Origin of the sequence: Pseudomonas sp. SJZ078 (assembly GCF_007828255.1) — a bacterium.
Lineage (GTDB): Bacteria > Pseudomonadota > Gammaproteobacteria > Pseudomonadales > Pseudomonadaceae > Aquipseudomonas.
This window is the reverse complement of record NZ_VIUG01000003.1, coordinates 243,864-269,412: the sequence shown is the minus strand read 5'-3', so window position 1 is coordinate 269,412 and position 25,549 is coordinate 243,864. Positions and strand designations below refer to the sequence as shown.

General features: G+C 61.3%; 21 protein-coding genes. 13 read left to right on the top strand and 8 right to left on the bottom strand.

Annotated elements, in window-relative coordinates; translation table 11 throughout:
* Positions 1-6: 6 nt before the first annotated feature.
* The 5 genes from fadA to FBY02_RS05050 all read left to right on the top strand — a co-directional run bounded on the left by fadA (position 7) and on the right by FBY02_RS05050 (position 5,357).
* Positions 7-1,182: an acetyl-CoA C-acyltransferase FadA gene (fadA, locus tag FBY02_RS05070; RefSeq protein ID WP_144924162.1), complete on the top strand. Its 1,176-nt coding sequence runs from the start codon at positions 7-9 to the stop codon at positions 1,180-1,182.
* A 106-nt stretch (positions 1,183-1,288) separates the two neighbouring features.
* On the top strand, positions 1,289-1,525 hold the full coding sequence (locus tag FBY02_RS05065; protein ID WP_047703819.1) for a DUF1653 domain-containing protein: 237 nt from the start codon (positions 1,289-1,291) through the stop codon (positions 1,523-1,525).
* 115 nt (positions 1,526-1,640) lie between these two features.
* Entirely contained in the window at positions 1,641-4,253 is a 2,613-nt protein-coding gene (topA, locus tag FBY02_RS05060; RefSeq protein ID WP_144924159.1) for a type I DNA topoisomerase, read from the top strand.
* Between the two features lie 233 nt (positions 4,254-4,486).
* Positions 4,487-5,011, top strand: a complete 525-nt coding sequence (locus FBY02_RS05055; RefSeq protein WP_144924156.1) for a DUF6586 family protein — start codon at positions 4,487-4,489, stop codon at positions 5,009-5,011.
* A gap of 106 nt (positions 5,012-5,117) precedes the next feature.
* Positions 5,118-5,357 (top strand): hypothetical protein, encoded by a 240-nt coding sequence (locus FBY02_RS05050; RefSeq protein WP_024777916.1) that lies wholly within the window; start codon positions 5,118-5,120, stop codon positions 5,355-5,357.
* Between the two features lie 73 nt (positions 5,358-5,430).
* On the opposite strand, the gene sulA is transcribed toward FBY02_RS05050, so the two are convergent.
* Both sulA and lexA read right to left on the bottom strand, forming a co-directional pair.
* Positions 5,431-5,904, bottom strand: coding sequence for an SOS-induced cell division inhibitor SulA (sulA, locus tag FBY02_RS05045; RefSeq protein ID WP_047703816.1), 474 nt, complete (start codon positions 5,902-5,904; stop codon positions 5,431-5,433).
* 10 nt (positions 5,905-5,914) lie between these two features.
* Positions 5,915-6,523 carry a transcriptional repressor LexA gene (gene lexA, locus FBY02_RS05040; RefSeq protein WP_024777918.1) on the bottom strand — a complete coding sequence of 203 codons (609 nt, stop codon included), beginning with the start codon at positions 6,521-6,523 and terminating at the stop codon, positions 5,915-5,917.
* A 239-nt stretch (positions 6,524-6,762) separates the two neighbouring features.
* On the opposite strand from lexA, the gene FBY02_RS05035 reads away from it, so the two are divergent.
* From FBY02_RS05035 to FBY02_RS05025, 3 genes are all read left to right on the top strand, one after another.
* On the top strand, positions 6,763-7,470 hold the full coding sequence (locus tag FBY02_RS05035; protein ID WP_047703815.1) for a TetR/AcrR family transcriptional regulator: 708 nt from the start codon (positions 6,763-6,765) through the stop codon (positions 7,468-7,470).
* 180 nt (positions 7,471-7,650) lie between these two features.
* Complete coding sequence (nagZ, locus tag FBY02_RS05030) at positions 7,651-8,649, top strand: beta-N-acetylhexosaminidase (protein WP_178115352.1); 999 nt, start codon at positions 7,651-7,653, stop codon at positions 8,647-8,649.
* A gap of 12 nt (positions 8,650-8,661) precedes the next feature.
* Entirely contained in the window at positions 8,662-9,396 is a 735-nt protein-coding gene (locus tag FBY02_RS05025; protein WP_144924150.1) for an S-methyl-5'-thioinosine phosphorylase, read from the top strand.
* A gap of 54 nt (positions 9,397-9,450) precedes the next feature.
* Here FBY02_RS05025 and FBY02_RS05020 read toward each other — a convergent pair whose 3' ends face one another.
* Genes FBY02_RS05020 through mfd form a run of 3 tightly spaced genes read right to left on the bottom strand, consistent with a single transcriptional unit; the run spans position 9,451 to position 16,179 of the window.
* Positions 9,451-12,141 (bottom strand): DEAD/DEAH box helicase, encoded by a 2,691-nt coding sequence (locus FBY02_RS05020; RefSeq protein ID WP_144924147.1) that lies wholly within the window; start codon positions 12,139-12,141, stop codon positions 9,451-9,453.
* A gap of 11 nt (positions 12,142-12,152) precedes the next feature.
* On the bottom strand, positions 12,153-12,719 hold the full coding sequence (locus FBY02_RS05015) for a CsiV family protein (protein WP_144924144.1): 567 nt from the start codon (positions 12,717-12,719) through the stop codon (positions 12,153-12,155).
* 10 nt (positions 12,720-12,729) lie between these two features.
* Positions 12,730-16,179, bottom strand: coding sequence for a transcription-repair coupling factor (mfd, locus tag FBY02_RS05010; protein ID WP_144924141.1), 3,450 nt, complete (start codon positions 16,177-16,179; stop codon positions 12,730-12,732).
* 169 nt (positions 16,180-16,348) lie between these two features.
* On the opposite strand from mfd, the gene FBY02_RS05005 reads away from it, so the two are divergent.
* Positions 16,349-17,812, top strand: a complete 1,464-nt coding sequence (locus tag FBY02_RS05005; protein WP_144924138.1) for a glyceraldehyde-3-phosphate dehydrogenase — start codon at positions 16,349-16,351, stop codon at positions 17,810-17,812.
* Between the two features lie 165 nt (positions 17,813-17,977).
* On the opposite strand, the gene FBY02_RS05000 is transcribed toward FBY02_RS05005, so the two are convergent.
* A complete protein-coding gene (locus FBY02_RS05000) occupies positions 17,978-19,276 on the bottom strand; it encodes an MFS transporter (RefSeq protein ID WP_144924133.1) in 1,299 nt (432 codons plus the stop codon).
* Positions 19,277-19,509: 233 nt separating this feature from the next.
* On the opposite strand from FBY02_RS05000, the gene FBY02_RS04990 reads away from it, so the two are divergent.
* A complete protein-coding gene (locus FBY02_RS04990) occupies positions 19,510-20,499 on the top strand; it encodes an FAD:protein FMN transferase (protein ID WP_256662472.1) in 990 nt (329 codons plus the stop codon).
* A 209-nt stretch (positions 20,500-20,708) separates the two neighbouring features.
* The gene (gene sthA / locus FBY02_RS04985) at positions 20,709-22,103 is read left to right on the top strand and encodes a Si-specific NAD(P)(+) transhydrogenase (RefSeq protein WP_092197335.1); all 1,395 of its coding nucleotides are present in this window, start codon (positions 20,709-20,711) and stop codon (positions 22,101-22,103) included.
* Positions 22,104-22,145: 42 nt separating this feature from the next.
* Here the strand turns inward: sthA and FBY02_RS04980 are convergent, their stop codons facing one another.
* Positions 22,146-22,868, bottom strand: a complete 723-nt coding sequence (locus FBY02_RS04980; protein WP_144924127.1) for a glycerophosphodiester phosphodiesterase family protein — start codon at positions 22,866-22,868, stop codon at positions 22,146-22,148.
* The gene (locus FBY02_RS04975) at positions 22,865-23,461 is read right to left on the bottom strand and encodes a PilZ domain-containing protein (RefSeq protein WP_144924124.1); all 597 of its coding nucleotides are present in this window, start codon (positions 23,459-23,461) and stop codon (positions 22,865-22,867) included. The genes FBY02_RS04980 and FBY02_RS04975 overlap by 4 nt, the downstream gene beginning before the upstream one ends.
* Positions 23,462-23,555: 94 nt before the next feature.
* Here FBY02_RS04975 and FBY02_RS04970 point away from each other — a divergent pair, with 94 nt between their 5' ends.
* Together FBY02_RS04970 and lolD are read left to right on the top strand one after the other, a co-directional pair.
* Complete coding sequence (locus tag FBY02_RS04970; RefSeq protein ID WP_144924121.1) at positions 23,556-24,806, top strand: lipoprotein-releasing ABC transporter permease subunit; 1,251 nt, start codon at positions 23,556-23,558, stop codon at positions 24,804-24,806.
* A 7-nt stretch (positions 24,807-24,813) separates the two neighbouring features.
* Positions 24,814-25,497, top strand: a complete 684-nt coding sequence (gene lolD / locus FBY02_RS04965; RefSeq protein WP_162843613.1) for a lipoprotein-releasing ABC transporter ATP-binding protein LolD — start codon at positions 24,814-24,816, stop codon at positions 25,495-25,497.
* The last annotated feature ends 52 nt before the right edge of the window (positions 25,498-25,549 follow it).

The following is a 25,549-nucleotide window of genomic DNA, read 5'->3' as shown; positions in this document are numbered from 1 at the left end:
ACATTTATGAGCTTGAATCCTAGAGACGTCGTGATTGTCGACTTCGGTCGTACGCCGATGGGCCGCTCCAAGGGCGGCATGCACCGCAATACCCGCGCCGAGGATATGTCGGCGCACCTGATCAGCAAACTGCTGGAACGCAACGTCAAGGTCGACCCGAACGAAGTCGAGGACGTGATCTGGGGCTGTGTGAACCAGACCCTGGAGCAGGGCTGGAACATCGCCCGCATGGCCTCGCTGATGACCCAGATCCCTCATACCGCGGCGGGTCAGACCGTCAGCCGCCTGTGCGGTTCGTCCATGAGCGCGCTGCACACCGCTGCCCAGGCGATCATGACCGGTAACGGCGATGTATTCGTCGTCGGCGGTGTCGAACACATGGGCCACGTGAGCATGATGCATGGCGTCGACCCGAACCCGCACATGTCGCTGTACGCGGCAAAAGCCTCGGGCATGATGGGCCTGACCGCAGAGATGCTTGGCAAGATGCACGGCATCTCCCGTGAACAGCAGGACGCCTTTGGCGTGCGTTCCCATCAACTGGCCCACAAGGCGACCGTGGAAGGCAAGTTCAAGGATGAGATCATCCCGATGCAGGGTTACGACGAGAACGGTTTCCTGAAACTGTTCGACTACGACGAAACCATTCGTCCGGAAACCACCCTCGAAAGCCTGGCGACCCTCAAGCCGGCCTTCAATCCGAAGGGTGGCACCGTGACGGCTGGTACTTCGTCGCAGATCACCGACGGGGCCTCGTGCATGATCGTGATGTCGGCCCAGCGTGCCCAGGACCTGGGCATCCAGCCGATGGCGGTGATCCGTTCCATGGCCGTGGCGGGTGTGGACCCGGCGATCATGGGCTATGGTCCAGTACCAGCTACGCAGAAAGCCTTGAAGCGTGCCGGCCTGAGTATTGCCGATATCGACTTCTTCGAGCTCAACGAAGCGTTCGCCGCGCAGGCCCTGCCCGTGCTGAAAGATCTGAAAGTGCTCGACAAGATGAACGAGAAGGTTAACCTGCACGGCGGTGCGATCGCCCTGGGTCACCCGTTCGGTTGCTCCGGTGCGCGTATCTCCGGCACGTTGCTGAACGTCATGAAACAGAACGGCGGCACTTTTGGCGTGTCCACCATGTGCATTGGCCTCGGCCAGGGCATCGCCACTGTCTTCGAACGCGTCTAAGCGTTGCGTCGATGGAAGCCGGGGCCAAGTGCCCCGGTTTTTGTTTTTCCGGGTTTAAAAGAAAATTTTGTTTTTATTTTGAAAAGATTTCAGTGAGGGCCGAAGCATGCCGATACAACCTGGGCTCTACCAGCATTACAAAGGTCCGCAGTACCGCGTGTTCAGCATTGCGCGGCATTCCGAAACCGAGGAAGAAGTGGTCTTCTATCAAGCCCTGTATGGCGATTACGGCTTTTGGGTGCGTCCCTTGAGCATGTTCCAGGAGTCCGTCGAGGTTGACGGCGAACAAGTGCCGCGCTTTGCTTTGGTGCAGGCCGAAGAGAGCATTTTCGCTAAGCCTTGAGGCCGACTTGCGGGCAACCCTGCGCTTGACCTCACCTTGCAGCCACTATATATAGCGGTGCCGCGTCAGGCGCCAACCGCCTTTCACTTTTTAGAATTCAGGAATTTTCTGATCCATGGGCAAATCGCTGGTCATTGTGGAATCCCCGGCTAAGGCCAAGACCATCAACAAGTATCTGGGCAACCAATACGTGGTGAAGTCGAGTATCGGCCATATCCGAGACCTGCCCACCAGCGGTTCGGCTAGCGCCAGCAAGGAGCCAGCCGCCAAGCGCGGCAAGGCGGCTGCTGGTGAAGCGCCGGCGCTGTCGGCAAAGGAAAAGGCGCGCAAGCAGTTGGTCTCACGCATGGGGGTCGATCCGGAACACGGCTGGAAAGCCAAGTACGAGATCCTCCCGGGCAAGGAAAAGGTCATCGAAGAACTGCGTCGGCTCGCCAAGGATGCCGACACCATCTATCTCGCGACGGACTTGGACCGCGAAGGGGAAGCCATTGCCTGGCACCTGCGCGAAGCCATTGGTGGCGATGACAGCCGCTACAAGCGGGTGGTGTTCAACGAAATCACCAAGAAGGCCATCCAGGAAGCGTTCTCCGAGCCGGGTGAACTGGACATCGACCGGGTCAATGCACAGCAGGCGCGTCGTTTCCTCGATCGCGTGGTTGGCTACATGGTTTCGCCATTGCTGTGGGCCAAGATTGCCCGTGGCCTGTCCGCCGGACGGGTGCAGTCGGTGGCGGTGAAGCTGGTGGTGGAGCGCGAGCGGGAGATCCGCGCGTTCATCCCTGAAGAATACTGGGAAGTCCATGCAGACCTTGGCACCGCCAAAGGCGCCAGCGTGCGCTTCGAAGTGGCTCGGGAAAAAGGCGAAGCCTTCAAGCCGCTGAACGAAGCCCAGGCCATGGCGGCCCTGGAGAAACTCAAGGCCTCCACATACAGCATCGTCAAGCGTGAAGACAAGCCGACCAGCAGCAAGCCATCGGCACCGTTCATCACGTCCACACTGCAGCAGGCCGCGAGCAACCGCCTGGGCTTCGGTGTGAAGAAAACCATGATGATGGCCCAGCGTCTTTATGAAGCTGGCTACATCACCTATATGCGTACCGACTCGACCAACCTCTCGGCCGATGCCGTGGCGATGGCGCGCACTTATATAGAAAGCGAGTTCGGCAAGAAGTACCTGCCGGACACGCCGAATGTCTATAGCAGCAAGGAAGGCGCACAAGAGGCTCACGAAGCGATCCGTCCTTCCGATGCCAACACCGAGCCGAGCAAGTTGTCGGGCATGGAACGCGATGCCGAGCGCCTTTACGAGCTGATCTGGCGCCAGTTCCTGGCTTGCCAGATGCTGCCGGCGCAGTATCTGTCCACCACCGTCAGTGTCGGTGCTGGGGATTTCGAGCTGCGCGCCAAGGGCCGCATTCTCAAGTTTGACGGTTACACCCGCGTCATGCCGCAGATCACCAAGCCTGGGGACGATGATGTCTTGCCGGACATGGCCCAGGGCGATGTGATGAAGCTGATCAAGCTCGATCCGACCCAGCATTTCACCAAGCCGCCGGCTCGTTACTCGGAAGCCAGCCTGGTCAAGGAAATGGAAAAACGCGGCATCGGTCGTCCTTCGACCTATGCGGCGATCATTTCGACCATCCAGGATCGCGGTTACGTGGCGCTGCACAACCGTCGCTTCTATTCGGAAAAGATGGGCGACATCGTGACCGAGCGGTTGTCCGAAAGCTTCTCGAATCTGATGGACTACGGCTTCACCGCCGGTATGGAAGAGCATCTCGACGATGTGGCCCAGGGTGAGCGGGACTGGAAGAACGTCCTCGATGAGTTCTATGGCGACTTCAAGAAAAAACTCGAAGTGGCCGAAAGCCCTGACAGTGGCATGCGGGCGAACCAACCGGTGATGACCGATATTCCTTGCCTGACCTGCGGTCGGCCGATGCAGATCCGTACGGCTTCCACCGGCGTCTTTCTGGGTTGCTCGGGCTACAGCCTGCCTCCCAAGGAACGCTGCAAGGCGACGGTCAACCTGGTGCCCGGCGATGAAATCGCCGCGGACGACGAGGGCGAGTCCGAATCCCTGGTGCTGCGTGGCAAGCATCGCTGCCCGATCTGCAGCACGGCGATGGATGCCTATCTGCTGGATGAAAAGCGCAAGCTGCACATCTGCGGTAACAACCCGGATTGCGCGGGTTACGAAATCGAAGAGGGCACCTATCGCATCAAGGGCTATGAAGGGCCGAGCCTTGAATGCGACAAGTGTGGCAGCGAGATGCAGCTCAAGACCGGCCGTTTCGGCAAATTCTTCGGTTGTACCAACCCGACCTGCAAGAACACGCGCAAGCTGCTCAGGAGTGGTGACGCCGCGCCGCCGAAGATGGACCCGGTGAAAATGCCGGAGCTCAAGTGCGAGAAGGTCAACGACACCTACATCCTGCGTGATGGTGCGTCCGGCCTGTTCCTTGCGGCCAGTCAGTTTCCGAAAAACCGCGAGACCCGCGCACCCTTGGTGATGGAACTCTTGCCGCACAAGGACGAGATCGATCCGAAGTACCATTTCCTCTGCGAAGCACCGCAGAAGGATCCGGACGGTCGCCCGGCGGTGATTCGCTACAGCCGCAAGACCAAGGAGCAGTACGTGCAGACCGAGGTCGACGGCAAGCCTACGGGCTGGAAGGCGTACTACGACGGCGGTAAATGGACGGTGGAAGACAAGCGCTGATTGGTAGTGCCTTCCTGGCAGGGGAGCAGTTTTGACGAGGGGCTTGCTGGGATGAGGGAGCTTGCTCCCGCTGGACGGCGCAGCCGTCCCCCGCTACGCCAAATGACAAAGGGCCGCATGACAACCTCGCAGGTTTTCATGCGGCCCTTTTTGTTTTTGGTTGCGGTGCCTTGGTTGATCCACGACACTGTCGCCCTTGCTTGAAGCTTTCATGTCGTTGGGAGAATGCCGTCATGGCTCACGAGCTCTATACCCGCACCAATCAGAAAATCTACTTCGCGGGCCTGTCGCTCGAAGCGCTCGCCAGGACCGAGGATGGGCGCGCGATGAACTCCCCGGCGCTGCTCCAGGCCGGACGGGAGTCGGCCCTGTTTCACCTGTACGGTGCGTTACTGGGCTTGTGCCATGAAATTGCCGGCTTCTATCGACTGCCCCTGGCGAGCACCCCGCGGGCCGAACTGCTTCTGACCCGGGAAGTGCTTCAGGATATTGCCATCCCGGAGCTGGCTGAAATGATCGAATTGGCTCAGAACCCGCAAACCTGGCTGGCCAAGTTGCTGGCAGCCTATGCGGCGTTGTTCCAGCCGCCACGAGCCCCTCGCAAGCCCAAGGGTGACGTGACCCAGCCGTTGATCGTAGCGGTCAATCTGGATGAAGAAGAGCCCGAGCAAGAGCTCAACCGGGAAGAGTTGGAGAGCTGGCGTCAGAACCTCAAGAGCCTGGCATTGCGCTTCCGTGAAGGGTTGAACGAGTGCTGAGTTTTCTTTCAGCCCAAGCCCCTCATTGATAACGCTTGGTCAAGATCCCGAGCGAAGCCTGGCCGATGACTATATAATCCTCGCCTTTCGTGGAGAACAGACTTTTATGCCAACGTCCTTTCTAGAAATTGTCGAACTTCCTGATGGCCGTATCGAGCTGCGCAGGGCTGAGGACGAGGGTTCCCTGGTGACTCTGAGCTTCTCCGAAGATGCCAAGGCATTCCTGCAAGGCCAACACGTCGAAGTCGCCAAGGCGATGCTGAGCGTAGGTGTCCAGATGGCCGGCCGCCTGGTTGAGGGCGAATTCAACAACAAGGAAGAAGAGGGACCGCGGGTTCTGCATTGATCCCGTTTGTCGGTTTCCCTGAAGTAGTGTTGTTGCCTGGCTTCCCTGTCCTGGAGAAGCCCCTGGGTTTGTCTTAGCCCAACCGAATGTTCAGGCTCTGTGCGTCCCCGGTACGAGCGGCGCTGATCAACTGTTGTCGTGCCGTTGAGCTCAACGGGTTGAGCCAGCTGACCACTGTATGGCTGCGACCCAGACGCAAGGCTTCGCATGTCAGCTGTTGAGCGCTTTGGGTGCCCCGTGGTTGCAGCAGCAGGATTCGCTCGCGATTAAGACCGGCGTCCCGCAACCAGGCCTGTGTGACACTGGCCGGCGGTGCGATCAGCGTCAACCAGCGGGCTTCCTGGTCCTGGCTCAGTTCCCGCAGGATCGGTGCCAGCAGATTCAGGCAGTTCCCGGCTGCACCACGCAGTGACAGTTCACTGAAGGCCTCGGGTTCGACGCCCCAGGGCGCTTCAATCACATCTTTCAGGACTGGAACCAGCGGCTGGGCCATGAAAGCCTCGAACAACGGAAGTTGTGTGTGCTGTGGTGTGTGGGGGAACTGCATAAAGCCTCCTTTAGCGGCGGATAACGCCGACGCTCAAGCCTTCGATGACGAGATCCTGTTCTTGCAGGTCCACCTCGATGGGCGCGAATTCAGGGTTCTCGGCAATCAGCCAGACCTTGCTGCCATCGCGCTTGAAGCGCTTGACGGTGACTTCGTCGCCGATGCGCGCCACCACGATCTGGCCGTTGCGAGCTTCGCGAGTGGTGTGTACCGCCAGCAGGTCGCCGTCGAAGATGCCGATGTCCTTCATGCTCATGCCGTGTACGCGAAGCAGGTAGTCGGCTCGTGGATGGAAAAAGGCAGGGTTGATGTTGCAGGACTCCTCGACATGCTGCTGGGCGAGGATCGGAGCACCCGCCGCCACACGGCCGATGATCGGTAGGGTGGTTTCGTCGGCCTTGGCTTCGAAACCGGGAATGCGAATGCCGCGGGATGCACCCGGGGTCATTTCAATCGCGCCCTTGCGGGCCAGTGCCTTGAGGTGTTCTTCAGCCGCATTGGGCGACTTGAAGCCCAGTTCCTGAGCGATTTCCGCGCGGGTCGGCGGATAGCCGTTGTCCTCGAGGCAGCGCTTGATGAAGGCCAGAATCTCTGCTTGGCGTGGCGTCAGCTTTAGCATATTGATCGCTCTGTCTTTTTATACAGTGACTGGGATTATATACAGTGAGCGCCGCTTGGCAATCCTCCTTTTTTCGCGGGCCGCTGGACGGTCGATCGGGTGGTTCACGCCACTTGGGCAACCGCCTGCAAAGGTGTGGTTAAATAGCTGACCGGGCGTTCGCAAAACGTCCCGCCAGGCTTGACAACCCCAAGGTCGAAACGTATGTTTCAAACAAGTGTTTGTCAGGCGGAGTAACCATGGCCCAGTCGGAAACCGTTGAACGCATTCTCGATGCTGCGGAACAGCTGTTCGCGGAAAAAGGTTTCGCCGAAACCTCGTTGCGCCTGATCACCAGCAAGGCCGGGGTCAACCTGGCGGCGGTGAACTATCACTTCGGTTCGAAGAAGGCGTTGATCCAGGCGGTGTTCTCGCGGTTCCTCGGGCCTTTCTGTCTCAGCCTCGACCGCGAACTGGAACGTCGCCAGGCCAAGCCCGACGTCAAGCCCTCACTGGAAGAGCTGCTGGAAATGCTGGTCGAGCAGGCGCTCGCCGTGCAGCCGCGCAGCGGTAACGATCTGTCCATTTTCATGCGCCTGTTGGGCCTGGCATTCAGTCAGAGTCAGGGGCACCTGCGGCGTTACCTGGAAGACATGTACGGCAAGGTGTTCCGCCGCTATATGCTCCTGGTCAACGAAGCTGCGCCCCGGATCCCGCCGATCGAGCTGTTTTGGCGCGTGCATTTCATGCTTGGCGCCGCCGCGTTCAGCATGTCCGGCATCAAGGCCCTGAGGGCAATCGCCGAGACCGACTTCGGTGTGAATACTTCCATCGAGCAGGTGATGCGCCTGATGGTACCCTTCCTGGCGGCCGGCATGCGCGCCGAAAGCGGCGTCACCGATGACGCCATGGCGGCCGCTCAGTTGCGTCCACGCAACAAATCCACGCCGACCCTCGCCAAGGCGTGAACGGGTGGGCGCGGCTGCCCACATCCGCTAAGCTAGCCGCCCATGCCGACTCTCGTTTCGAACCCGTTTCAAATGGTCATCGCACGACCGCGACCTACCGGGCCTGGTACTTGGTGGCGCGGTCGTGTCGTTACTGCCATGCGGGTTCATCGTAACTAAGGAAATGCTATGACTGCTGGCCTGCAAGGCTCGATGATGGTGGACGTCGCCGGTACCTGGCTGACGGCCGAAGATCGCCACCTGTTGCGTCAGCCGGAAGTGGGTGGGCTGATTATTTTTGCGCGTAATATCGAGCATCCACGCCAGGTGCGGGAACTGAGTGCGTCGATCCGCGCCGTTCGTCCTGACCTGTTGCTGGCGGTCGATCAGGAGGGCGGGCGTGTTCAGCGTCTGCGCCAGGGGTTTGTGCGATTGCCGGCGATGCGGGCGATTGCCGATAACCCGAATGCCGAATACCTGGCTGAGCAGTGCGGCTGGATCATGGCGACCGAAGTGCTGGCGGTGGGGCTCGACCTGAGCTTTGCCCCCGTGCTGGATCTCGATTATCAGCGCAGCGCGGTGGTTGGCAGTCGGGCCTTCGAGGGCGATCCGGAGCGCGTCGTGTTGTTGGCCGGTGCATTCATTCGCGGCATGCGAGCGGCCGGCATGGCCGCGACCGGCAAGCATTTTCCTGGCCATGGCTGGGCCGAGGCTGACTCTCACGTGGCGATTCCCAACGATGAACGCAGCCTTGAGCAGATCCGCGCCAATGACCTGATGCCCTTTGCCCGATTGAGCAAGCAACTGGCCGCGGTGATGCCAGCCCATGTGATCTATCCCCAGGTCGATGCCAACCCGGCAGGTTTTTCCCGACGCTGGCTGCAGGACATCCTGCGCGGGGAACTGCAATTCGATGGCGTGATTTTCAGTGATGACCTGTCGATGGCGGGCGCCCACGTGGTCGGCGATGCCGCCAGCCGTATCGAGGCCGCATTGTCGGCCGGTTGCGACATGGGGCTGGTGTGCAACGACCGTGCTGCCGCGGAGCTGGCCTTGAGCGCCGCCCAGCGCCTGAAGGTCAAGCCGTCGGCGCGGATCTCACGCATGCGCGGCCAGGCCTTCGCCACCACCGAATACCGCCAGGATCCACGCTGGCTGACGGCAATCGGCGCGCTGAAAGCCGCCCAATTGATTGATTAAGGACGTTTTGTCATGACCGTTTACGCAATTATCGGCGGCACTGGCCTGACCCAGCTCGAAGGCCTGACCATTCGCCGGTCCCTGGCGGTAGATACGCCTTATGGCCCACCGTCGGCCGACATTCAGATCGGCGACTACGCCGGACGCGAAGTGTTGTTCCTGGCTCGCCATGGTCATCCCCACCGGCTGCCCCCCCATCAGGTGAACTATCGCGCCAATCTCTGGGCGCTGAAGCAGGCTGGCGCCGAGGCGATTCTGGCGGTCAATGCCGTGGGTGGGATCCATGCGGCGATGGGCACCGGGCACTTCTGCGTGCCGCATCAATTGATCGATTACACCAGCGGTCGCCAGCACACCTATTTCGCTGATGATCTGGAAGCGGTCACCCACATCGATTTCAGCTACCCCTACAGCGAATCGCTGCGTCAGAAACTGATCGCCGCCCTCGCGGCCGAAGGCTGCAGCTACAGTAGTCATGGCGTATACGCCTGCACCCAGGGGCCACGCCTGGAAACCGTGGCCGAAATCGCCCGCCTGGAACGTGACGGCTGCGACATCGTCGGCATGACCGGCATGCCGGAGGCGGCGCTGGCTCGCGAACTGGAGCTGGACTACGCGTGTCTGGCCCTGGTGGTGAATCCGGCGGCGGGCAAGTCCACTGCGGTGATCACCATGGCGGAGATCGAGCAGGCATTGCATGACGGGATGGGGAAGGTGAAGTCGACCTTGGCGAGGGTGTTGATGTAACGCCATCGCGAGTAAACTCGGCTCCCACAGGTATCAGGCCGCCACCAACGGGCCTCAGCGCTTCGCCAGCTTATCCGGCAAAGGCGCGAACAACGCCTCGATATCATCGCTCTGCAGTTTCCAGTCGCCGGTTACGCGCCCGTCGAGCACGCCGGCGGCGAGATCGGATTTCTCCTTCTGCAGCAGCTGGATTTTTTCTTCCACGGTGCCCCGCGCGATCAGCTTGTAGACGAACACCGGCTTCTCCTGGCCGATGCGATAAGCCCGGTCGGTTGCCTGGTTCTCCGTTGCCGGATTCCACCAGGGGTCGTAGTGGATCACCGTGTCGGCTTCGGTCAGGTTCAGGCCTACACCACCCGCCTTCAGGCTGATCAGAAAGATCTTACGCTTGCCGCTCTGGAATTCCTTGACGGGAGTCCGTCGGTCCCGGGTCTGGCCAGTCAGGATGGCGTAGTCCACACCGCGTTTTTTCAGCTCATCCTCGATGAGCGTCAACATGGACGTGAACTGGGAAAACAGCAGCACCCGCCGACCTTCTTCAAACAGCTCCTCCAACATCTCCATCAGGCTGTCGAGCTTGCCTGAAGTGCTGCCTCGAACGGGCGGGGCGTCGCTGATCAGCCGCAGGTCACAACACACCTGGCGCAGCTTGAGCAGCGCTTCAAGAATGATGATCTGGCTGCGGGCGACGCCCTTGCGGGTGATTTCGTCGCGCACTTTCTTGTCCATGGCCAGGCGCATGGTTTCGTAGACATCCCGCTGGGCATCGCTGAGTTCGACCCAATGGACGATCTCGGTCTTGGGTGGCAATTCCGTCGCCACTTGCTCCTTGGTCCTGCGCAGCAGGAAGGGTTTTACCCGGCCATTGAGGTGTTGCAGCCTGGCGTCGCTGCCGCGCTTTTCGATGGGTACGCGGTAATCGCGATTGAAACTCTTCACGTCCCCGAGCCATCCGGGCAAGAGAAAGTGAAACAGTGACCACAGCTCGCCCAGGTGATTTTCCAGGGGCGTGCCGGACAGGCACAACCGTTGCCGGGCATCGAGTTCACGGGCGGCTTGGGCGGCCTTGCTGGTAGGGTTCTTGATGTACTGGGCTTCATCGAGGATCAGCACATGCAATGGCTGCATCTTCAGGCGTTCGACGTCCTTGGGCAGCAAGGCATAGGTGGTGAGCACCAGGTCGTAGTCGGCCAGCCGTTCGAAGTGTTTCTTGCGCCCGGCGCCATACAGGGCCAGCACTTTCAATTGCGGCGTGAAGTGAGCCGCTTCGTCGAGCCAGTTGGGAATCAGGCTGGTGGGCATCACCACCATGCAGGGACGGTCGAGGCGACCGGCGTTCTTTTCGCTGAGAATGTGCGCCAGGGTCTGCAGGGTCTTGCCCAGGCCCATGTCGTCCGCGAGGATGCCGCCGACTTCCAGTTGCCGCAGCGACTGCATCCAACTCAAGCCTTCGAGTTGATAAGGCCGCAGCGTCGCGTTCAGGCCCTCCGGCACGGTGGCGGTGTAGTCCTTGATGTCCCGCAGGCGTTGGGCCAGGCCGCGAATGTGTTCGCCGCCTTCCCAGCGCAGGGGCTCGTCTTGCAGCGGATTGAGGCGCAAGGCGTCGGCGCTGTTCAGGCGCAGCTTGGTGGTGCCGGGTTCGTTCAGGTAAAACTCGCCCAGGGTGGCCAGCACCGGTTTCAGCCGGCCGTAGGGCAGGGCCACTTGTTGCGGGCCGAACTCCGAATTCGGACGGTTCGGTAAGTTGACCAGGATAAGTTCGTCATCGCGACGCCTTGCCAGGCGTTCCGGGTTGAACAGTTCGATGTGCGAGCGCATCAGGTTCAACAGGATCGGCAACAGGCTCAATCGCTCACCGTTGACGATGATTCCCAGCTCCAGGTCGAACCAGTCCCGCTCCGGCGTTTCCTCGACAGTGGCATACCAGTCGTCCACGGCGGTCAGGTCGAAGCCGAAATCCTCGTCGATCTGCAGCTCCCAGCCCTGGTTGCGCAGTTTCGGCAGATCATTGAGGGTGAACGTCAGCCAGGCGCTGTCGTTGACCATCTCGTACAGTTCGCCGGCACTTTCCGGCAGGGCCTTGCTTTGCCGGGTCGCGATCTTGAAACCGAGGATTCGTAGCTGCTCGCGGTAGGACTGCTCCACATCGGTGTGGCGTTTTATCCGCAGCGTTTGGGTTTCCTGGCGAATCAGCACGTCGGTGTTGCGTTGGCCGCTGACGTACTCGTCCAGGTAGCTGAACGACAGCGCGGCGCGGTGCTGGATGTAGCGCTGCATCTTGCCATTACGCGGCTCGAAAGCGCTGAACTCAATGCTCGCCAGCCACAGGCGCGGCAGCGGTTGAACGTTGTCCACCAGCACCTGCGGCGGGGCCTTGGGATTGCGATTGTCCAGCACTGCCTGGAGTTTCTCCAACAACTGGGCGTCTTTCTCGGCCGCCGGATAAGCCAGGGTTTCCTGAACTTGCAGCAACACCGCCGCGCAATGCTTGCAGTTGATACGCACCGGACAGGAGCACGCGGCTTCGAGCAGGATCAGCGTGCCCTTGGCTGACTCTTTAAGGCGTATGGTTTGGCGATAAACACTGCCGCCAGAGCCTTCACAACTGGCGGTGATGGTGCTTTCTCCGGCCTCGACGATCCTGACGCGGTTCTCCAGTGCGTAGCGGCGCCCGCGCTCCAGGCTCTGTTCCTTGAATCGATTGACCCAGGAAGGTGCCAGCGGTTTGCTCAGGGGCGAGGGCATAGGCGCGCCGATCAGTCCGGAATGACGTCAGGTGCCTGCCGTGGAGCGGGCGCGGTCAGTGAGGTGATCTTGATCAGCAGGGCCAGCTGGCCGTTGTCGAGGTAGTTGAGTTGGCCGTTCTTGGTGTGGCTGTTCTGCTTCAGGCGTTCACTCGCGGTGACCAGGCCATTGGCATCGATCCGGTTGATCCAGAAGTCGGCATCCACATCGGTGAAGCGCCCCAATTTCAGCCCCAGGGTGCCTTCGATGGGAAATTGGCCGAACTGCTCGACGCCGTCGCTGATGGCGACTTTGCTGCCCTGTTCACCGAGGTTCTGCTGCCAGGCCTTGTGCATCAACACAGTGTATTGGCCGCTGGCGTTGAGTTTATCCACGATGTTCCCCAGCGCCGGGGTGCGCTGGCTGTCGGCGGGCAGGCGTTGCGCGCCGGCGTCCCAGTCTTCCGGAGCGGCACGGCTGATAATCACCGGTTCGGCGTTCTGGCGCAGCAGAATCATTTCAACCTGATACAGGTCGTCGGCAGACGCCAGGGGAGCGACCAGGGTCAGCAGCAAGGTCAGTGAACGAAACAGGCGCATGGGGCGTCCTTCAAGCAGTGGTCGGGGTGAGGCGCTCGAACAGCGCTTCTACGGTATTGAAACGTTCTTCCGGGCGCTCCATGGGCACCATGAACTTGAACATCGTGGCACCTTCGAACTTGTAGCGCTTGGGCTGGCCCTGGATCAGCTTGATCAGCACCAACGGATCGACCGGGGTCTGGGCTGCGAACTCGATCCGGCCGCCATTGGGGCCACCGTCGACTTTCTTGATGCCAAGTTGTTCGGCCTGGAGCTTGAGCAGCGTCGTTCGCACCAGGTTCTTGGTCGGTTCCGGCAACAGGCCGAAGCGGTCGATCATCTCCACTTGCAGGTCCTTGAGGTCCTCCTCGTTGCTGGCTGAGGCAATGCGCTTGTAGAGAATCAGCCGTGCATGGACATCCGGCAGGTAATCCTCCGGGATCAACGCCGGCACCCGCAGGTTGATTTCCGGCCCGCCGCCCAGGGGCTGGTCGAGGTTCGGCTGTTCGCCCTTGCGGATCGACTTGACCGCCCGTTCCAGCATTTCCATATAGAGAGTGAAACCCACGGCCTGGATCTGCCCGCTCTGGCCGTCCCCCAGCAGTTCGCCGGCACCGCGGATTTCCAGGTCATTGGTGGCGAGCACGAAACCGGCCCCCAGGTCCTGGGTATTGGCGATGGCCTCCAGGCGTTTTTCAGCGTCGGGGGTGATCTGCTGGCGCGGCGGTGTCAGCAGGTAGGCGTAGGCCTGGTGATGACTGCGCCCGACCCGGCCGCGCAACTGGTGCAACTGGGCCAGGCCGAACTTGTCGGCGCGCTCGATGATGATGGTGTTGGCGCTCGGCACGTCGATACCGGTCTCGATGATGGTCGAGGCGATCAGCACGTTGAAGCGCTTGTGGTAGAAGTCGCTCATTACCTGTTCGAGTTCGCGTTCGCGCATCTGCCCGTGGCCGATGCCGATCCGTGCTTCCGGCACCAGTTCGGCCAGGTCGGCGGCGCACTTCTCGATGGTCTTGACGTCGTTGTGCAGGTAATAGACCTGGCCGCCGCGCAGCAGCTCGCGCAGCAGGGCTTCCTTGACCGTGCTCTTGTTCTGCTCCATGACGAAGGTGCGCACCGACAGGCGACGGGCCGGCGGCGTGGCGATGATCGACAGGTCGCGCATGCCCGACACCGCCATGTTCAGCGTGCGCGGAATCGGCGTGGCGGTCAGGGTCAGGATGTCGACCTCGCTGCGCAGGGCCTTGAGCTGTTCTTTCTGGCGCACACCGAAGCGGTGTTCTTCGTCGATGATCACCAGCCCGAGGTTCTTGATCTTCACATCGTCCTGCAGCAGCTTGTGCGTGCCGATGACGATGTCGATCTTGCCCTCGGCCAGGTCGGCCACGGCGGCGTTCACGTCTTTGGCGGACTTGAAGCGGCTCATCACCTCCACAGTCACCGGCCAATCGGCGAAGCGGTCGCGGAAGCTGTTGTAGTGCTGTTGGGCGAGCAGGGTGGTCGGCACCAGGATGGCGACCTGCTTGCCGCTGTGCACGGCAATGAACGCAGCGCGCATCGCCACCTCGGTCTTGCCGAAGCCGACATCGCCGCACACCAGCCGGTCCATTGGCTTGGGCGCGAGCATGTCGGCGCGCACGGCTTCGATGGTGGTCTGCTGGTCGACGGTTTCCTCGAACGGGAAGCCGGCGCTGAAGGTTTCGTAGTCGGCTTTCGGGTCGGCGAAGGCATAACCCTCGCGCGCGGCGCGGCGGGCGTAGATGTCCAGCAGTTCGGCGGCCACGTCGCGCACCTGTTCGGCGGCCTTGCGCTTGGCCTTCTGCCAGGTTTCCGAGCCCAGGCGATGCAGCGGGGCGAGGGCATCGTCGCTGCCGGTGTAACGTGCGATCAGGTGCAGGTTCGCCACCGGCACGTAGAGCTTGGCGCCCTCGGCGTATTCCAGAGTGAGGAATTCGGCCGCCTGGTTGTCGATTTCCAGTGTCGCCAGGCCCAGGTAGCGGCCCACGCCATGGTCGATGTGCACCACCGGCGCGCCTTCGCGCAGCTCGGTGAGGTTCTTGATGACGGCGTCGTTGGCGGCATCGGCACGTTTCTCACGGCGACGACGTTGCATGACGCGCTGGCCGAACAACGGGCTTTCGGCCACCAGCGCCAGCGCCGGATCGTCGAGCACCAGGCCTTCGTCCAGCGGTGCGATGGTGATCGCCAGGCGATCCTTGCTTGCGACGAAATCCGGCCAGCTGTCGACCGTTTTCGGCCGCAGTTTCAGGCGATCGAGCAGTTCCAGCAGCACTTCGCGCCGCCCGGCGGATTCAGCGGTAAACAATACGCGCCCGGGAAACTCGTCGAGAAAACCGGCCAGCGCCGCCATCGGCTGCGTGGCCTTGGCTTCGATTGCCAGGTCCGGCAGGGCCTTGGCGGGAAAGCGTTCACGGCCGACGCCGGGCTCCACGTCCTGTTGGCTTGCCACCACCCGTGGCCAGTTCTTGAGACGGGCAAAGCAGTCTTCCACCGGCAGGAACAACTCGGCGGGCGGCAATAAAGGACGGGAAGGGTCGACGCGACGTTCTTCGTAGCGATTACGCACGTCGTTCCAGAAGTTTTCCGCTGCCTGTTCGATGCCGGGCAAGGAGAACACCTGGGTGTCCTGGGGCAGGTAATCGAACAGGGTGGAGGTCTCTTCGAAGAACAGCGGCAGGTAATACTCGATGCCGGCGGGGGTGATCCCGCTGCTCAGGTCCTGGAAGATCGGGCAGCGACGAAAATCCACGTCGAAGCGCTCGCGAAACCGCGCCTTGAAGCGGGTCACGGCGTCTTTCTGCAACGGGAATTCCTTGGCGGGGAGCAGGCGGACCGACTGAACCTTGTCGATGGAGCGCTGGTTTTCCGGGTCGAAGGTACGCAGGGTCTCGATTTCGTCATCGAACAGGTCGATGCGATAAGGCAGCTTGCTGCCCATCGGGAACAGGTCGATCAAGGCGCCACGCACCGCGAACTCGCCATGCTCGTACACCGTGTCGACGCAACGGTAGCCGCTGGCCTCCAGTCGGGTACGCATCTGCTCCACATCCAGCTTCTGGCCGATATCCAGCACCAGGCTGCTGCCGAGCAGGAATCGGGTTGGGGCCAGGCGATGTAGGGCCGTGGTGATGGGCACTACCAAAACGCCATGACTGAGCTCCGGCAACCGATAAAGGCTGGCGATTCGCTGGGAAATGATGTCCTGGTGCGGCGAGAACAGATCGTAGGGCAGGGTTTCCCAGTCCGGAAAATGCAGAACCGGCAGATCCGGGGCGAAGAAACCCAGCTCCTGCTCCAGCCGCTCGGCGCTCTGGCTGTCGGCGGTCAGCAGCAGGGTAAAGCGCTTGGCAGCGCTGGCGGCCTCGGCAATGGCCAGGCTCAGGGCGGCACCGGGCAGGTTGCCCCAGTGCTGTTTACCTGCCGTGGCAGGGAGAAACGGAAGACGCAGAACGGGCACGGAAGGTTGAGCTCCAAGCGTTGCGACAAAGTCGACAATTGTAGCGGGGTAAAGGGGCGGCTGTCAGTCGCAGACTACCCGGGCAGAGGGGAAAACCACGGCGCGACAGGCGCGCATTGCTCCGGCGTGGACTCGGCGGCATAATGTAGCCCCTTTTTTCAGCCCCTACATGTGGAAGGTTCCCGTGACTCAGAAGCCCGACCAGTGTCTTGGTGAATGGATTGATCGTGAAGCACTCGCCGAAGCGATGATCCCTCTCATCGGTCAGCTCTACCGCAATAACAACGTGGTGAGCTCGATCTATGGCCGCAGCCTGATCAACCAGTCTGTCATCGCGATTCTCAAGGCTCACCGCTTTGCTCGCCACCGTTCTTCCGACGACAGCGAACTCTCCGTCCACGAAACATTCCCTCTGCTCAAAGCCATGAGCGAGCTCAAGCTCGGCGCGGCTTCGGTGGACCTGGGCAAGTTGGCGTTCAAATTCCGCAACGAAGGCAATGGCCGTAGCGCCGAGCAGTTCGTGCGTGAAGAGATGGCTGATGTGGTTGGCCAGCAGAACGTTTCGGCTCGCAAAGGCACTGACGTGGTCCTGTACGGCTTCGGTCGTATCGGCCGTCTGCTGGCGCGCATCCTGATCGAGAAAACCGGTGGTGGCGACGGCCTGCGCCTGCGGGCCATCGTGGTGCGCAAGGGCGCCGAGAACGACCTGACCAAGCGTGCCAGCCTGCTGCGCCGTGACTCGGTCCATGGTTCGTTCAACGGCACCATCACCATCGACGAAGAAAACAACACCATCACCGCCAACGGCAACCTGATCCAGGTGATCTACGCGAAGAACCCTACCGAGGTGGACTACACCCAGTACGGGATCAAGGATGCGCTGCTGGTGGACAACACCGGTGTATGGCGTGACGCCGACGGCCTGGGCCAGCACCTGGCCTGCCCGGGTGTCGACCGCGTTGTCCTGACCGCGCCTGGCAAGGGCAAGCTGAAGAACATCGTTCACGGCATCAACCACGGCGACATCACCGCGGACGACAAGATCGTCTCAGCCGCCTCTTGCACCACCAACGCCATCGTGCCGGTGCTCAAGGCAGTGAACGACAAGTTCGGCATCGTCAACGGTCACGTCGAAACAGTTCACTCGTACACCAACGACCAGAACCTGATCGACAACTTCCACAAAGGCGATCGTCGTGGCCGCAGCGCCGCGCTGAACATGGTCATCACCGAGACCGGTGCCGCTACCGCCGCCGCCAAAGCCCTGCCTGAACTGGCCGGCAAGCTGACCGGCAACGCGATCCGCGTACCGACGCCAAACGTGTCGATGGCCATTCTCAACCTGAACCTTGAGAAAGCCGCCACCCGTGAAGAGATGAACGAGTACCTGCGCTACATGGCGCTGCACTCCGAGCTGCATAAGCAGATCGACTTCGTCAATTCCCAGGAAGTGGTGTCCACCGACTTCGTGGGCTCGCGCCACGCCGGTGTCGTGGATGCTGAAGCAACCATCAGCCAAGACAACCGCGTTGTTCTGTACGTCTGGTACGATAACGAATTCGGTTACAGCTGCCAGGTGGTCCGCGTGATGGAAGACATGGCCGGTGTGAACCCGCCAGCGTTCCCGCGCTAAGGCTTAGCTGCTTGTGAAAACGCCCCGACGTGTCGGGGCGTTTTTTTTTCTGGTTTTTTTGTGTTGTCTGGGCAGGCCTCTTCGCGAGCAAGCCCGCTCCCACATTGGACCGCGTGCATCAACTCGGTCAACTGTGGGAGCGGGCTTGCTCGCGAAGGCGATCTATCAGGCGCTGCCCACTACTGAAGCCTGCGCAGTGCGCAACGCATGTCGATTGCCCTTGAACAGCACCAGAGTCGCAATCAGCCCCAGCACCGCCGCCCCACTGAGCCATATCCCCGGCGCCGCCTTGTTATTCAGTACATGGATCAGATAGGTACAGGCCGCTGGTGTGAACCCGCCGAAGGTTGCGGTCGCCAGGCTGTAGGCCAGGGAGAACCCGGTGGTGCGCACTTCCACCGGCATGATTTCCGTCAAGGCCACCACCATGGCGCCGTTGTAGGATCCATACAGGAACGACAACCACAGCTCGACGATCAGCAGATGGCTGAAACTGGGGTTCGCCACCAGCCAGGACAGCGCCGGGTAGGCTGTCAGAATTGCCAGGATAGTTGCGGCGAGCAGCAGGGGTTTGCGTCCGATCTTGTCGGAAAACGCCCCCATGACCGGCAACCAGAAAAAGTTCGACAGGCCGATGCACACGGTGACCAGCAACGCATCCAGGTCCGACAGGTTCAATTCGGATTTACCGAAAGTCGGTGTATAGGCGGTGATCAGGTAGAACGACACCGTGGTCATTACCACCAGCGCCATGCCGGCCAAGACGATGCCAAAGTTCTGACCGATGGAACGGATGATTTCCGACAGGGTGGGACGGTGCTTTCTCGCTTGGAATTCAGGCGTTTCCTCCAAGGAGCGGCGAATCACGAAGATCGCCGGGACGATCATGCAACCCACCAGGAATGGCACGCGCCAGCCCCATTCACCCATTTCCTGCGGGCTCAGCCAATGATTGAGGCCAACCCCCAGGAGCCCTGCGAACACCACGGCAGCCTGTTGGCTGGCGGATTGCCAACTGACAAAGAAACCCTTGCGCCCGGGTGTGGAGATTTCCGCCAGATACACCGACACCCCACCGAGCTCGACCCCTGCGGAGAAACCTTGCAGCAACCGGCCCAGCAGCACCAGCAATGGCGCCACCACGCCCAGGGTGGCGTAGCCCGGTACGCAGGCGATCAGCAGCGTGCCGGCGGCCATCATCGCCAGGGTGATGATCAGGCCTTTGCGGCGACCATGGCGGTCGATGTAGGCACCGAGAAAGATCGCCCCCAGCGGGCGCATCAGGAACCCGGCGCCGAAGGTGGCCAGGGACAGCATCAGCGAGGCGAAAGCACTGTCGGTGGGGAAGAACGTCTTGGCGATGGCCGTGGCGTAGAAGCCATAGACCATGAAGTCGAACATCTCCAGGAAGTTGCCGCTGACAACGCGAAAAATAGCCTTGCCGTTGCTCGTGTTGGAAGACATGTGTAGGTACTCACTCTGGTAAATCTTGTATGAAAGCGCTGCACCCTGTGGGAGCGGGCTTGCTCGTGAAAGCGATTTCACAGGCAACATCTCTGCTGGATGTGCCGGCCTCTTCGCGAGCCAGCCCGCTCCCACAGGTTTTGCGTCTGGACTGACTGGCGCTGAAGGCCATAATGGCCGTCGTGGTTTTGCGGGGAGATGAAGATTTGTTAACTGGACGGTGGGGGCCCCTTGTGGTCCTTGCGAGCATTCTGGCCAGCTGTGGCAATGGCGACACCCTGGAGCGTTTCGATGGCCCGACCATGGGCAGTCACTATTCCATCCAGTACGTCAGGCATTCCGCCACGCCTGGCCCGAAAGCGGTGCGGGCCGAGGTGGAGCAGATCCTTGCCAATGTGGATCGGCAGTTTTCCACCTACCGCAGCGACTCGGACATCGAGCGTTTCAATGCGCTGCCGGCCAACAGCTGCCAGGTCATGCCCGCTCCGGTGCTGGAGTTGATTGGCGTGGGGGAGCAGTTGTCCTCGCAAAGTGGCGGTGCTTTTGACCTGACGGTGGAACCGCTGCTGAACCTGTGGGGCTTCGGTCCCCAGTCCCGGGAAGAGAAAGTGCCAGGCGCCGAGGCCCTGGCCCAGGTGCGCCAACGCGTCGGCCATGGTCACTTGCGTATCGAGGGCGACCGGCTGTGCAAGGATGCCCCGGTGGAAGTCGACTTCAACAGCATTGCCGCAGGCTATGCCGTCGACCGGATCGCCGCGAGGCTCCAGGCCCTGGGTGTCGACAGTTACCTGGCCGAAGCCACCGGTGAACTCAAGGCAGCCGGGCGCAAACCTGATGGTTCGGCCTGGCGTGTCGCCCTGGAGGCGCCTCGGGATGACCGGCAAGTGCCCGAGCGGGTCATCGAGGTCAATGGCTACGGCGTTTCAACTTCCGGCGACTACCGCCGATACTTCGAGCGGGACGGCATGCGCTATTCCCACACCTTCGATGCGCGCACCGGTGCACCGGTCCTGCACAACCTGGCGTCCGTCACGGTAATTCATCCTTCAGCGTTGATGGCCGATGGACTGTCGACGCTGTTGCTGATTCTCGGGCCTGAACGGGGTTGGGACTATGCCGAGAAACATGACATTGGGGTATTTTTCGTGCTCAGGGACGGCAATGGCTTTGTCACCCGTACCAACGATGCGTTTGAACGGATCAGCAGCGGAAAAAACCAATGATGACAGGCTGCTGAAAGCCTGGGTGTGGCGAAATAACGCAGCAAAACTAGCCTCTGGCGCGACCAAGGGGTAATGTGCGCGGCTTGACGTATCTATAGACGACGGTCGGGTGCCTGAACCGGCCCAAAATTGTCCCTTCATGCCGCAACCCGGCGTGATTTAGCCGTCGGTGCCATATCGGGTACCGCGGCCTGTTCTGAGGAGTACGCATGGCTGTCTACAACTACGACGTGGTGGTATTGGGTTCCGGCCCGGCGGGAGAAGGCGCGGCAATGAACGCCGCCAAGGCAGGACGCAAGGTGGCAATGGTCGACAGCCGTCGCCAGGTCGGCGGCAACTGCACCCACTTGGGTACCATCCCGTCCAAGGCCTTGCGTCACTCGGTCCGGCAGATCATGCAGTTCAACACCAACCCGATGTTCCGGGCCATCGGCGAGCCGCGCTGGTTCTCCTTCCCCGACGTGCTCAAGAGCGCCGAGAAGGTAATCTCCAAGCAGGTGGCCTCGCGTACCGGCTACTACGCCCGCAACCGTGTCGACGTATTCTTCGGCACCGGCAGCTTTGCCGACGAGCAAACCGTAGAAGTGGTGTGCGGCAATGGCGTGGTAGAAAAACTGGTGGCCAAGCACATCATTATCGCCACCGGCTCGCGCCCTTATCGTCCGGCCGACATCGATTTCAACCACGCGCGTATCTACGATAGCGACACCATCCTCAGCCTGGGACACACCCCGCGCAAGCTCATTGTCTATGGCGCCGGGGTGATCGGTTGCGAATACGCATCGATCTTCAGCGGCCTGGGTGTGCTGGTGGAACTGGTGGATAACCGTGGCCAGCTGCTGAGCTTCCTGGACTCGGAAATTTCCCAGGCCTTGAGCTATCACTTCAGCAACAACAACATCACGGTGCGCCACAACGAAGAATACGAGCGTGTCGAAGGTGTCGACAACGGCGTGATCCTGCACCTCAAGTCCGGCAAGAAGATCAAGGCCGATGCCTTGCTCTGGTGCAACGGCCGTACCGGCAACACCGACACCCTGGGCCTGGAGAACATTGGCGTGAAGGTCAACAGCCGTGGCCAGATCGAAGTCGACGAGAACTATCGCACCTGCGTGCCGAACATCTACGGCGCCGGTGACGTGATCGGCTGGCCGAGCCTGGCCAGTGCCGCCCACGACCAGGGTCGTTCGGCCGCCGGCAGCATCGTCGACAACGGTAGCTGGCGCTTCGTCAACGACGTGCCGACCGGTATCTACACCATTCCGGAAATCAGCTCGATCGGCAAGAACGAGCAGGAACTGACCCAGGCCAAGGTGCCTTATGAAGTGGGCAAGGCCTTCTTCAAGAGCATGGCGCGGGCGCAGATCGCCGGTGAGCCGCAAGGCATGTTGAAGATCCTGTTCCACCGCGAGACGCTGGAAGTGCTCGGCGTGCACTGCTTCGGTTACCAGGCTTCGGAGATCGTCCACATCGGACAGGCGATCATGAACCAGCCGGGCGAGCTGAACACGCTGAAGTACTTCGTCAACACCACGTTCAACTACCCGACCATGGCCGAAGCCTATCGGGTAGCGGCCTACGACGGGCTCAACCGGCTTTTTTGAGCGGCTCCGGCCGGTGGCCTGAGCCGGCCGGGGAGACCGATTTCAGCAACTCTCCAGGGTGGCGGTGGCCAAACCGGGAAAGTCTGTAATCAGGCTGTCAGCGCCAAAGTCGGCGAGCCTGCGCATCAGCGCGGGCTCGTTGACGGTCCACACCGACACATGCAGCCCCTGGCGCTGCGCCTTGATCAGGCGCTCGGGCGTGCACAAGGTCCAGTTCAACGCCAGAATCTCACAACCGTAACTCTGGGCGACCTTCAGCGGGTCGAGCCAGGCGTACTCGGCTACCAACCCGCGGGAGATGTCCGGGGTCAGCTCCAGTGCTGCCTTGAGCACTTCCCGGGAACTGGAGGTGATGGTGACTTTGTCCAGCAGGCCGAAGCGCTGGGCCATCTCGCGGATCCCCAGCACCGTGGCCGCCGCGCGGGTGCGTGAGGCGCTCTTGACCTCCAGTTGCCAATGCTCGAAGTCACACTGCTCGAACAGTTCCTCCAGGCGTGGGATCGGGCATGGCGTGATCCAGCCCGGGCCACCCTTGCGCGCATCGTAGGTCACCAGTTCGGCGGCGGAGTGCTCCACCACCTTGCCCCGGCGATCGGTCGTGCGCTTGAGGGTCGGGTCGTGGATCACCATCAACTCGCCGTCCATGGACAGATGCAGGTCCAGTTCGCAACGGCGCACACCGTGCTTGAGACATTCCTGAAAACCGGTCAGGGTATTTTCCGGTGCTTCGCCCTTGGCGCCGCGGTGGCCATAAATGAGGGTCACGGTTCTTCCTTATCGATACCTGATTCGTTCTGTTCCCGCGCCAGGCGACGCTCTTGCGCCTGTTTCTGCAGGATGTAGCGGGCCAGCAGCTGGCGCTGGGCGTCGGTCGGGCGTTCGAACTCGGTGCCTACGTCGTAGCCGTCGCCCTTGCGGTCGCAATGAGTGACCCGTGCCCGCAGCAACAGCCCCAGGGCCTGGGGCATGAGCACCAGTTTGATCGACAGGTGCGCACCGATGGCAATGGCGGTGGGGTACTGAAAGTCGATGCCGCCTTCGGAAATGATCACCGGTTGCGGCTCGCCGATCTCGCCGAGCACGGTCAGGGCAATGACCTGGCTGAGCAGATCGATACGTTTGTTCATCACCTTGAGGTAGGCCGCGATGCTGCGTTCGCGCTCGCTGATCTGGCGCAGCAGGTGCTGTGACTCGAACTCGCTCAGGTGCAGTTCGCTGAGCAGATTGAACAATGGAGAGGGATCCTGCAACACTTCCTGGCCAGCAGCTTCAGGAATGGAGAGGGGCCGAATTTCCAGTGCGATCGTGTCCTCGATACGGTAGTATTCGCGGCGATCTTCTTCATCTAATGTCGACATGGCGAACCCATGGTAGCGGCGGTGGTCTGAGTGTAAAGCTGGTTTGAGACCCCCGCCACAAGGACGTTCCTTTTCCCTCCGAACAAGCCCCGACATGTTCAGACCTCTCTTCGTATTCATCGGCACGCGTTATACCCGTGCAAAACGTCGCAATCATTTCGTATCGTTCATTTCCCTGACATCCATCATCGGGCTGGCCCTTGGCGTGGTCGTGATGATCGTCGTGTTGTCGGTGATGAATGGCTTCGACCATGAAATGCGCACCCGTGTGCTGGGCATGGTGCCCCACGCCACTGTCGAATCCGGCGAAGCCATCAGCGACTGGCCGAGCCTGGCCGCCAAGGTCAAGCAGAACCCGCAGGTGCTGGCCGTCGCGCCGTTCACCCAGATGCAGGGATTGCTGACCAACGACGGCAAGGTGTCCAAGGTTCTGCTCAATGGCATCGACCCCGGGCTCGAGCGGCAGGTGTCGATCATCGACAACTTCATGCAGCAGGGTCGGCTCGACGATCTGGCGCCGGGCAGTTTCGGCATTGTGATCGGCGACAAGGCCGCGACCAAGCTGGGTGTGGCCATTGGCGACAAGCTGACCTTCGTCGCGCCGGAAGTCACCGTGACCCCGGGCGGCGTGTTCCCGCGCATGAAACGTTTTACCGTGGTCGGCATTTTCCATGTCGGCGCCGGGGAGCTGGACGGTTACCTGGGCGTCACTAACCTCCAGGACCTGGCACGCCTGCATCGCTGGAAGCCGGACCAGGTCCAGGGGCTGCGGCTGAAGTTCGACGATCTGTTCCAGGCGCCGCGCGCCGCGTGGACCATCGCCCAGCAGCTTGGCGAAGACCGTTACTACGCCCGGGACTGGACCCGCACCCACGGCAACCTGTACCAGGCGATCCGCATGGAAAAAGCCATGATCGGCCTGCTGTTGCTGCTGATCGTCGCCGTCGCTGCGTTCAACATCATTTCCACGCTGGTGATGGTGGTGAACGACAAGAAGGGTGATATCGCCATCCTGCGGACTCTTGGCGCCACGCCGGGACAGATCATGCGCATCTTCATGGTCCAGGGCACTGTCATCGGCGTGATCGGTACGTTTGTAGGAGCTCTGGTCGGGATGTTCGCCGCACTGAATGTCAGCGCCGCGATTGCCGCCCTGGAAAGCCTGATCGGGCACAAGTTTCTCAACGCGGATGTGTATTTCATCGACTACCTGCCATCGCAATTGCAGGCCGACGATGTGTTGATGGTCTGCGGCGCCGCGTTGATCCTGAGTTTCCTCGCCACCCTGTATCCAGCCTGGCGTGCCGCGCGCACCCAGCCTGCGGAGGCGTTACGTTATGAGTGAGTCGGGCATGAGTGAAAAAGCGATCTTGAGCTGCCGCAACCTGGGTAAATCCTACGAGGAAGGCCCGGAGTCGGTGGTGGTGTTGTCGGGCCTGCAACTGGAGCTGCATCCCGGCGAGCGGGTGGCGATTGTCGGTACCTCCGGTTCTGGCAAAAGTACCTTGCTCAACCTGCTGGGCGGCCTCGATACGCCGACCGCCGGCAGTGTCTGGCTGGCGGGGGAGGAACTCTCGGCGCTGAACGAGAAGGGCCGTGGCCTGTTGCGCAACCGCTCCCTGGGCTTCGTCTACCAGTTTCACCATTTGCTGCCCGAGTTCACCGCCCTGGAAAACGTCTGCATGCCGCTGTTGATCGGCCGCACCGCGATTCCAGAGGCCCGCCAACGTGCTACCGCGCTGCTGGAGCGGGTAGGGCTGGGCCACCGCCTGGAGCACAAGCCGGCAGAACTGTCTGGAGGCGAGCGCCAGCGCGTGGCAATTGCCCGCGCCTTGGTCAACAAGCCTGGCCTGGTGATGCTCGACGAGCCGACCGGCAACCTCGACTCCCATACCGCCCAGGGCATCCAGGACCTGATGTTGGAGCTCAGCACCTCGATGCGCACAGCGTTCCTGGTGGTGACCCACGACATGAACCTGGCCCGGCAGATGGACCGCGTCCTGCATTTGCAGGAAGGTTGCCTGACGCCCATCTGACCGCCCGCAACCCGGCGCTGCTGATACGCGCCGGGTCTTCAATTTTTCTACG

Coding starts and splice junctions, on each gene's coding strand:
- FBY02_RS04975 (WP_144924124.1), bottom strand. CDS start 23,461: ATGTCGACATTAGATGAAGAAGATCGCCGCGAATACTACCGTATCGAG.
- FBY02_RS05020 (WP_144924147.1), bottom strand. CDS start 12,141: ATGCCCTCGCCCCTGAGCAAACCGCTGGCACCTTCCTGGGTCAATCGA.
- FBY02_RS05065 (WP_047703819.1), top strand. CDS start 1,289: ATGCCGATACAACCTGGGCTCTACCAGCATTACAAAGGTCCGCAGTAC.
- topA (WP_144924159.1), top strand. CDS start 1,641: ATGGGCAAATCGCTGGTCATTGTGGAATCCCCGGCTAAGGCCAAGACC.
- FBY02_RS05050 (WP_024777916.1), top strand. CDS start 5,118: ATGCCAACGTCCTTTCTAGAAATTGTCGAACTTCCTGATGGCCGTATC.
- FBY02_RS05005 (WP_144924138.1), top strand. CDS start 16,349: ATGTGGAAGGTTCCCGTGACTCAGAAGCCCGACCAGTGTCTTGGTGAA.
- FBY02_RS05055 (WP_144924156.1), top strand. CDS start 4,487: ATGGCTCACGAGCTCTATACCCGCACCAATCAGAAAATCTACTTCGCG.
- FBY02_RS05000 (WP_144924133.1), bottom strand. CDS start 19,276: ATGTCTTCCAACACGAGCAACGGCAAGGCTATTTTTCGCGTTGTCAGC.
- FBY02_RS04970 (WP_144924121.1), top strand. CDS start 23,556: ATGTTCAGACCTCTCTTCGTATTCATCGGCACGCGTTATACCCGTGCA.
- fadA (WP_144924162.1), top strand. CDS start 7: ATGAGCTTGAATCCTAGAGACGTCGTGATTGTCGACTTCGGTCGTACG.
- FBY02_RS05025 (WP_144924150.1), top strand. CDS start 8,662: ATGACCGTTTACGCAATTATCGGCGGCACTGGCCTGACCCAGCTCGAA.
- sulA (WP_047703816.1), bottom strand. CDS start 5,904: ATGCAGTTCCCCCACACACCACAGCACACACAACTTCCGTTGTTCGAG.
- FBY02_RS05035 (WP_047703815.1), top strand. CDS start 6,763: ATGGCCCAGTCGGAAACCGTTGAACGCATTCTCGATGCTGCGGAACAG.
- lolD (WP_162843613.1), top strand. CDS start 24,814: ATGAGTGAAAAAGCGATCTTGAGCTGCCGCAACCTGGGTAAATCCTAC.
- lexA (WP_024777918.1), bottom strand. CDS start 6,523: ATGCTAAAGCTGACGCCACGCCAAGCAGAGATTCTGGCCTTCATCAAG.
- FBY02_RS05015 (WP_144924144.1), bottom strand. CDS start 12,719: ATGCGCCTGTTTCGTTCACTGACCTTGCTGCTGACCCTGGTCGCTCCC.
- sthA (WP_092197335.1), top strand. CDS start 20,709: ATGGCTGTCTACAACTACGACGTGGTGGTATTGGGTTCCGGCCCGGCG.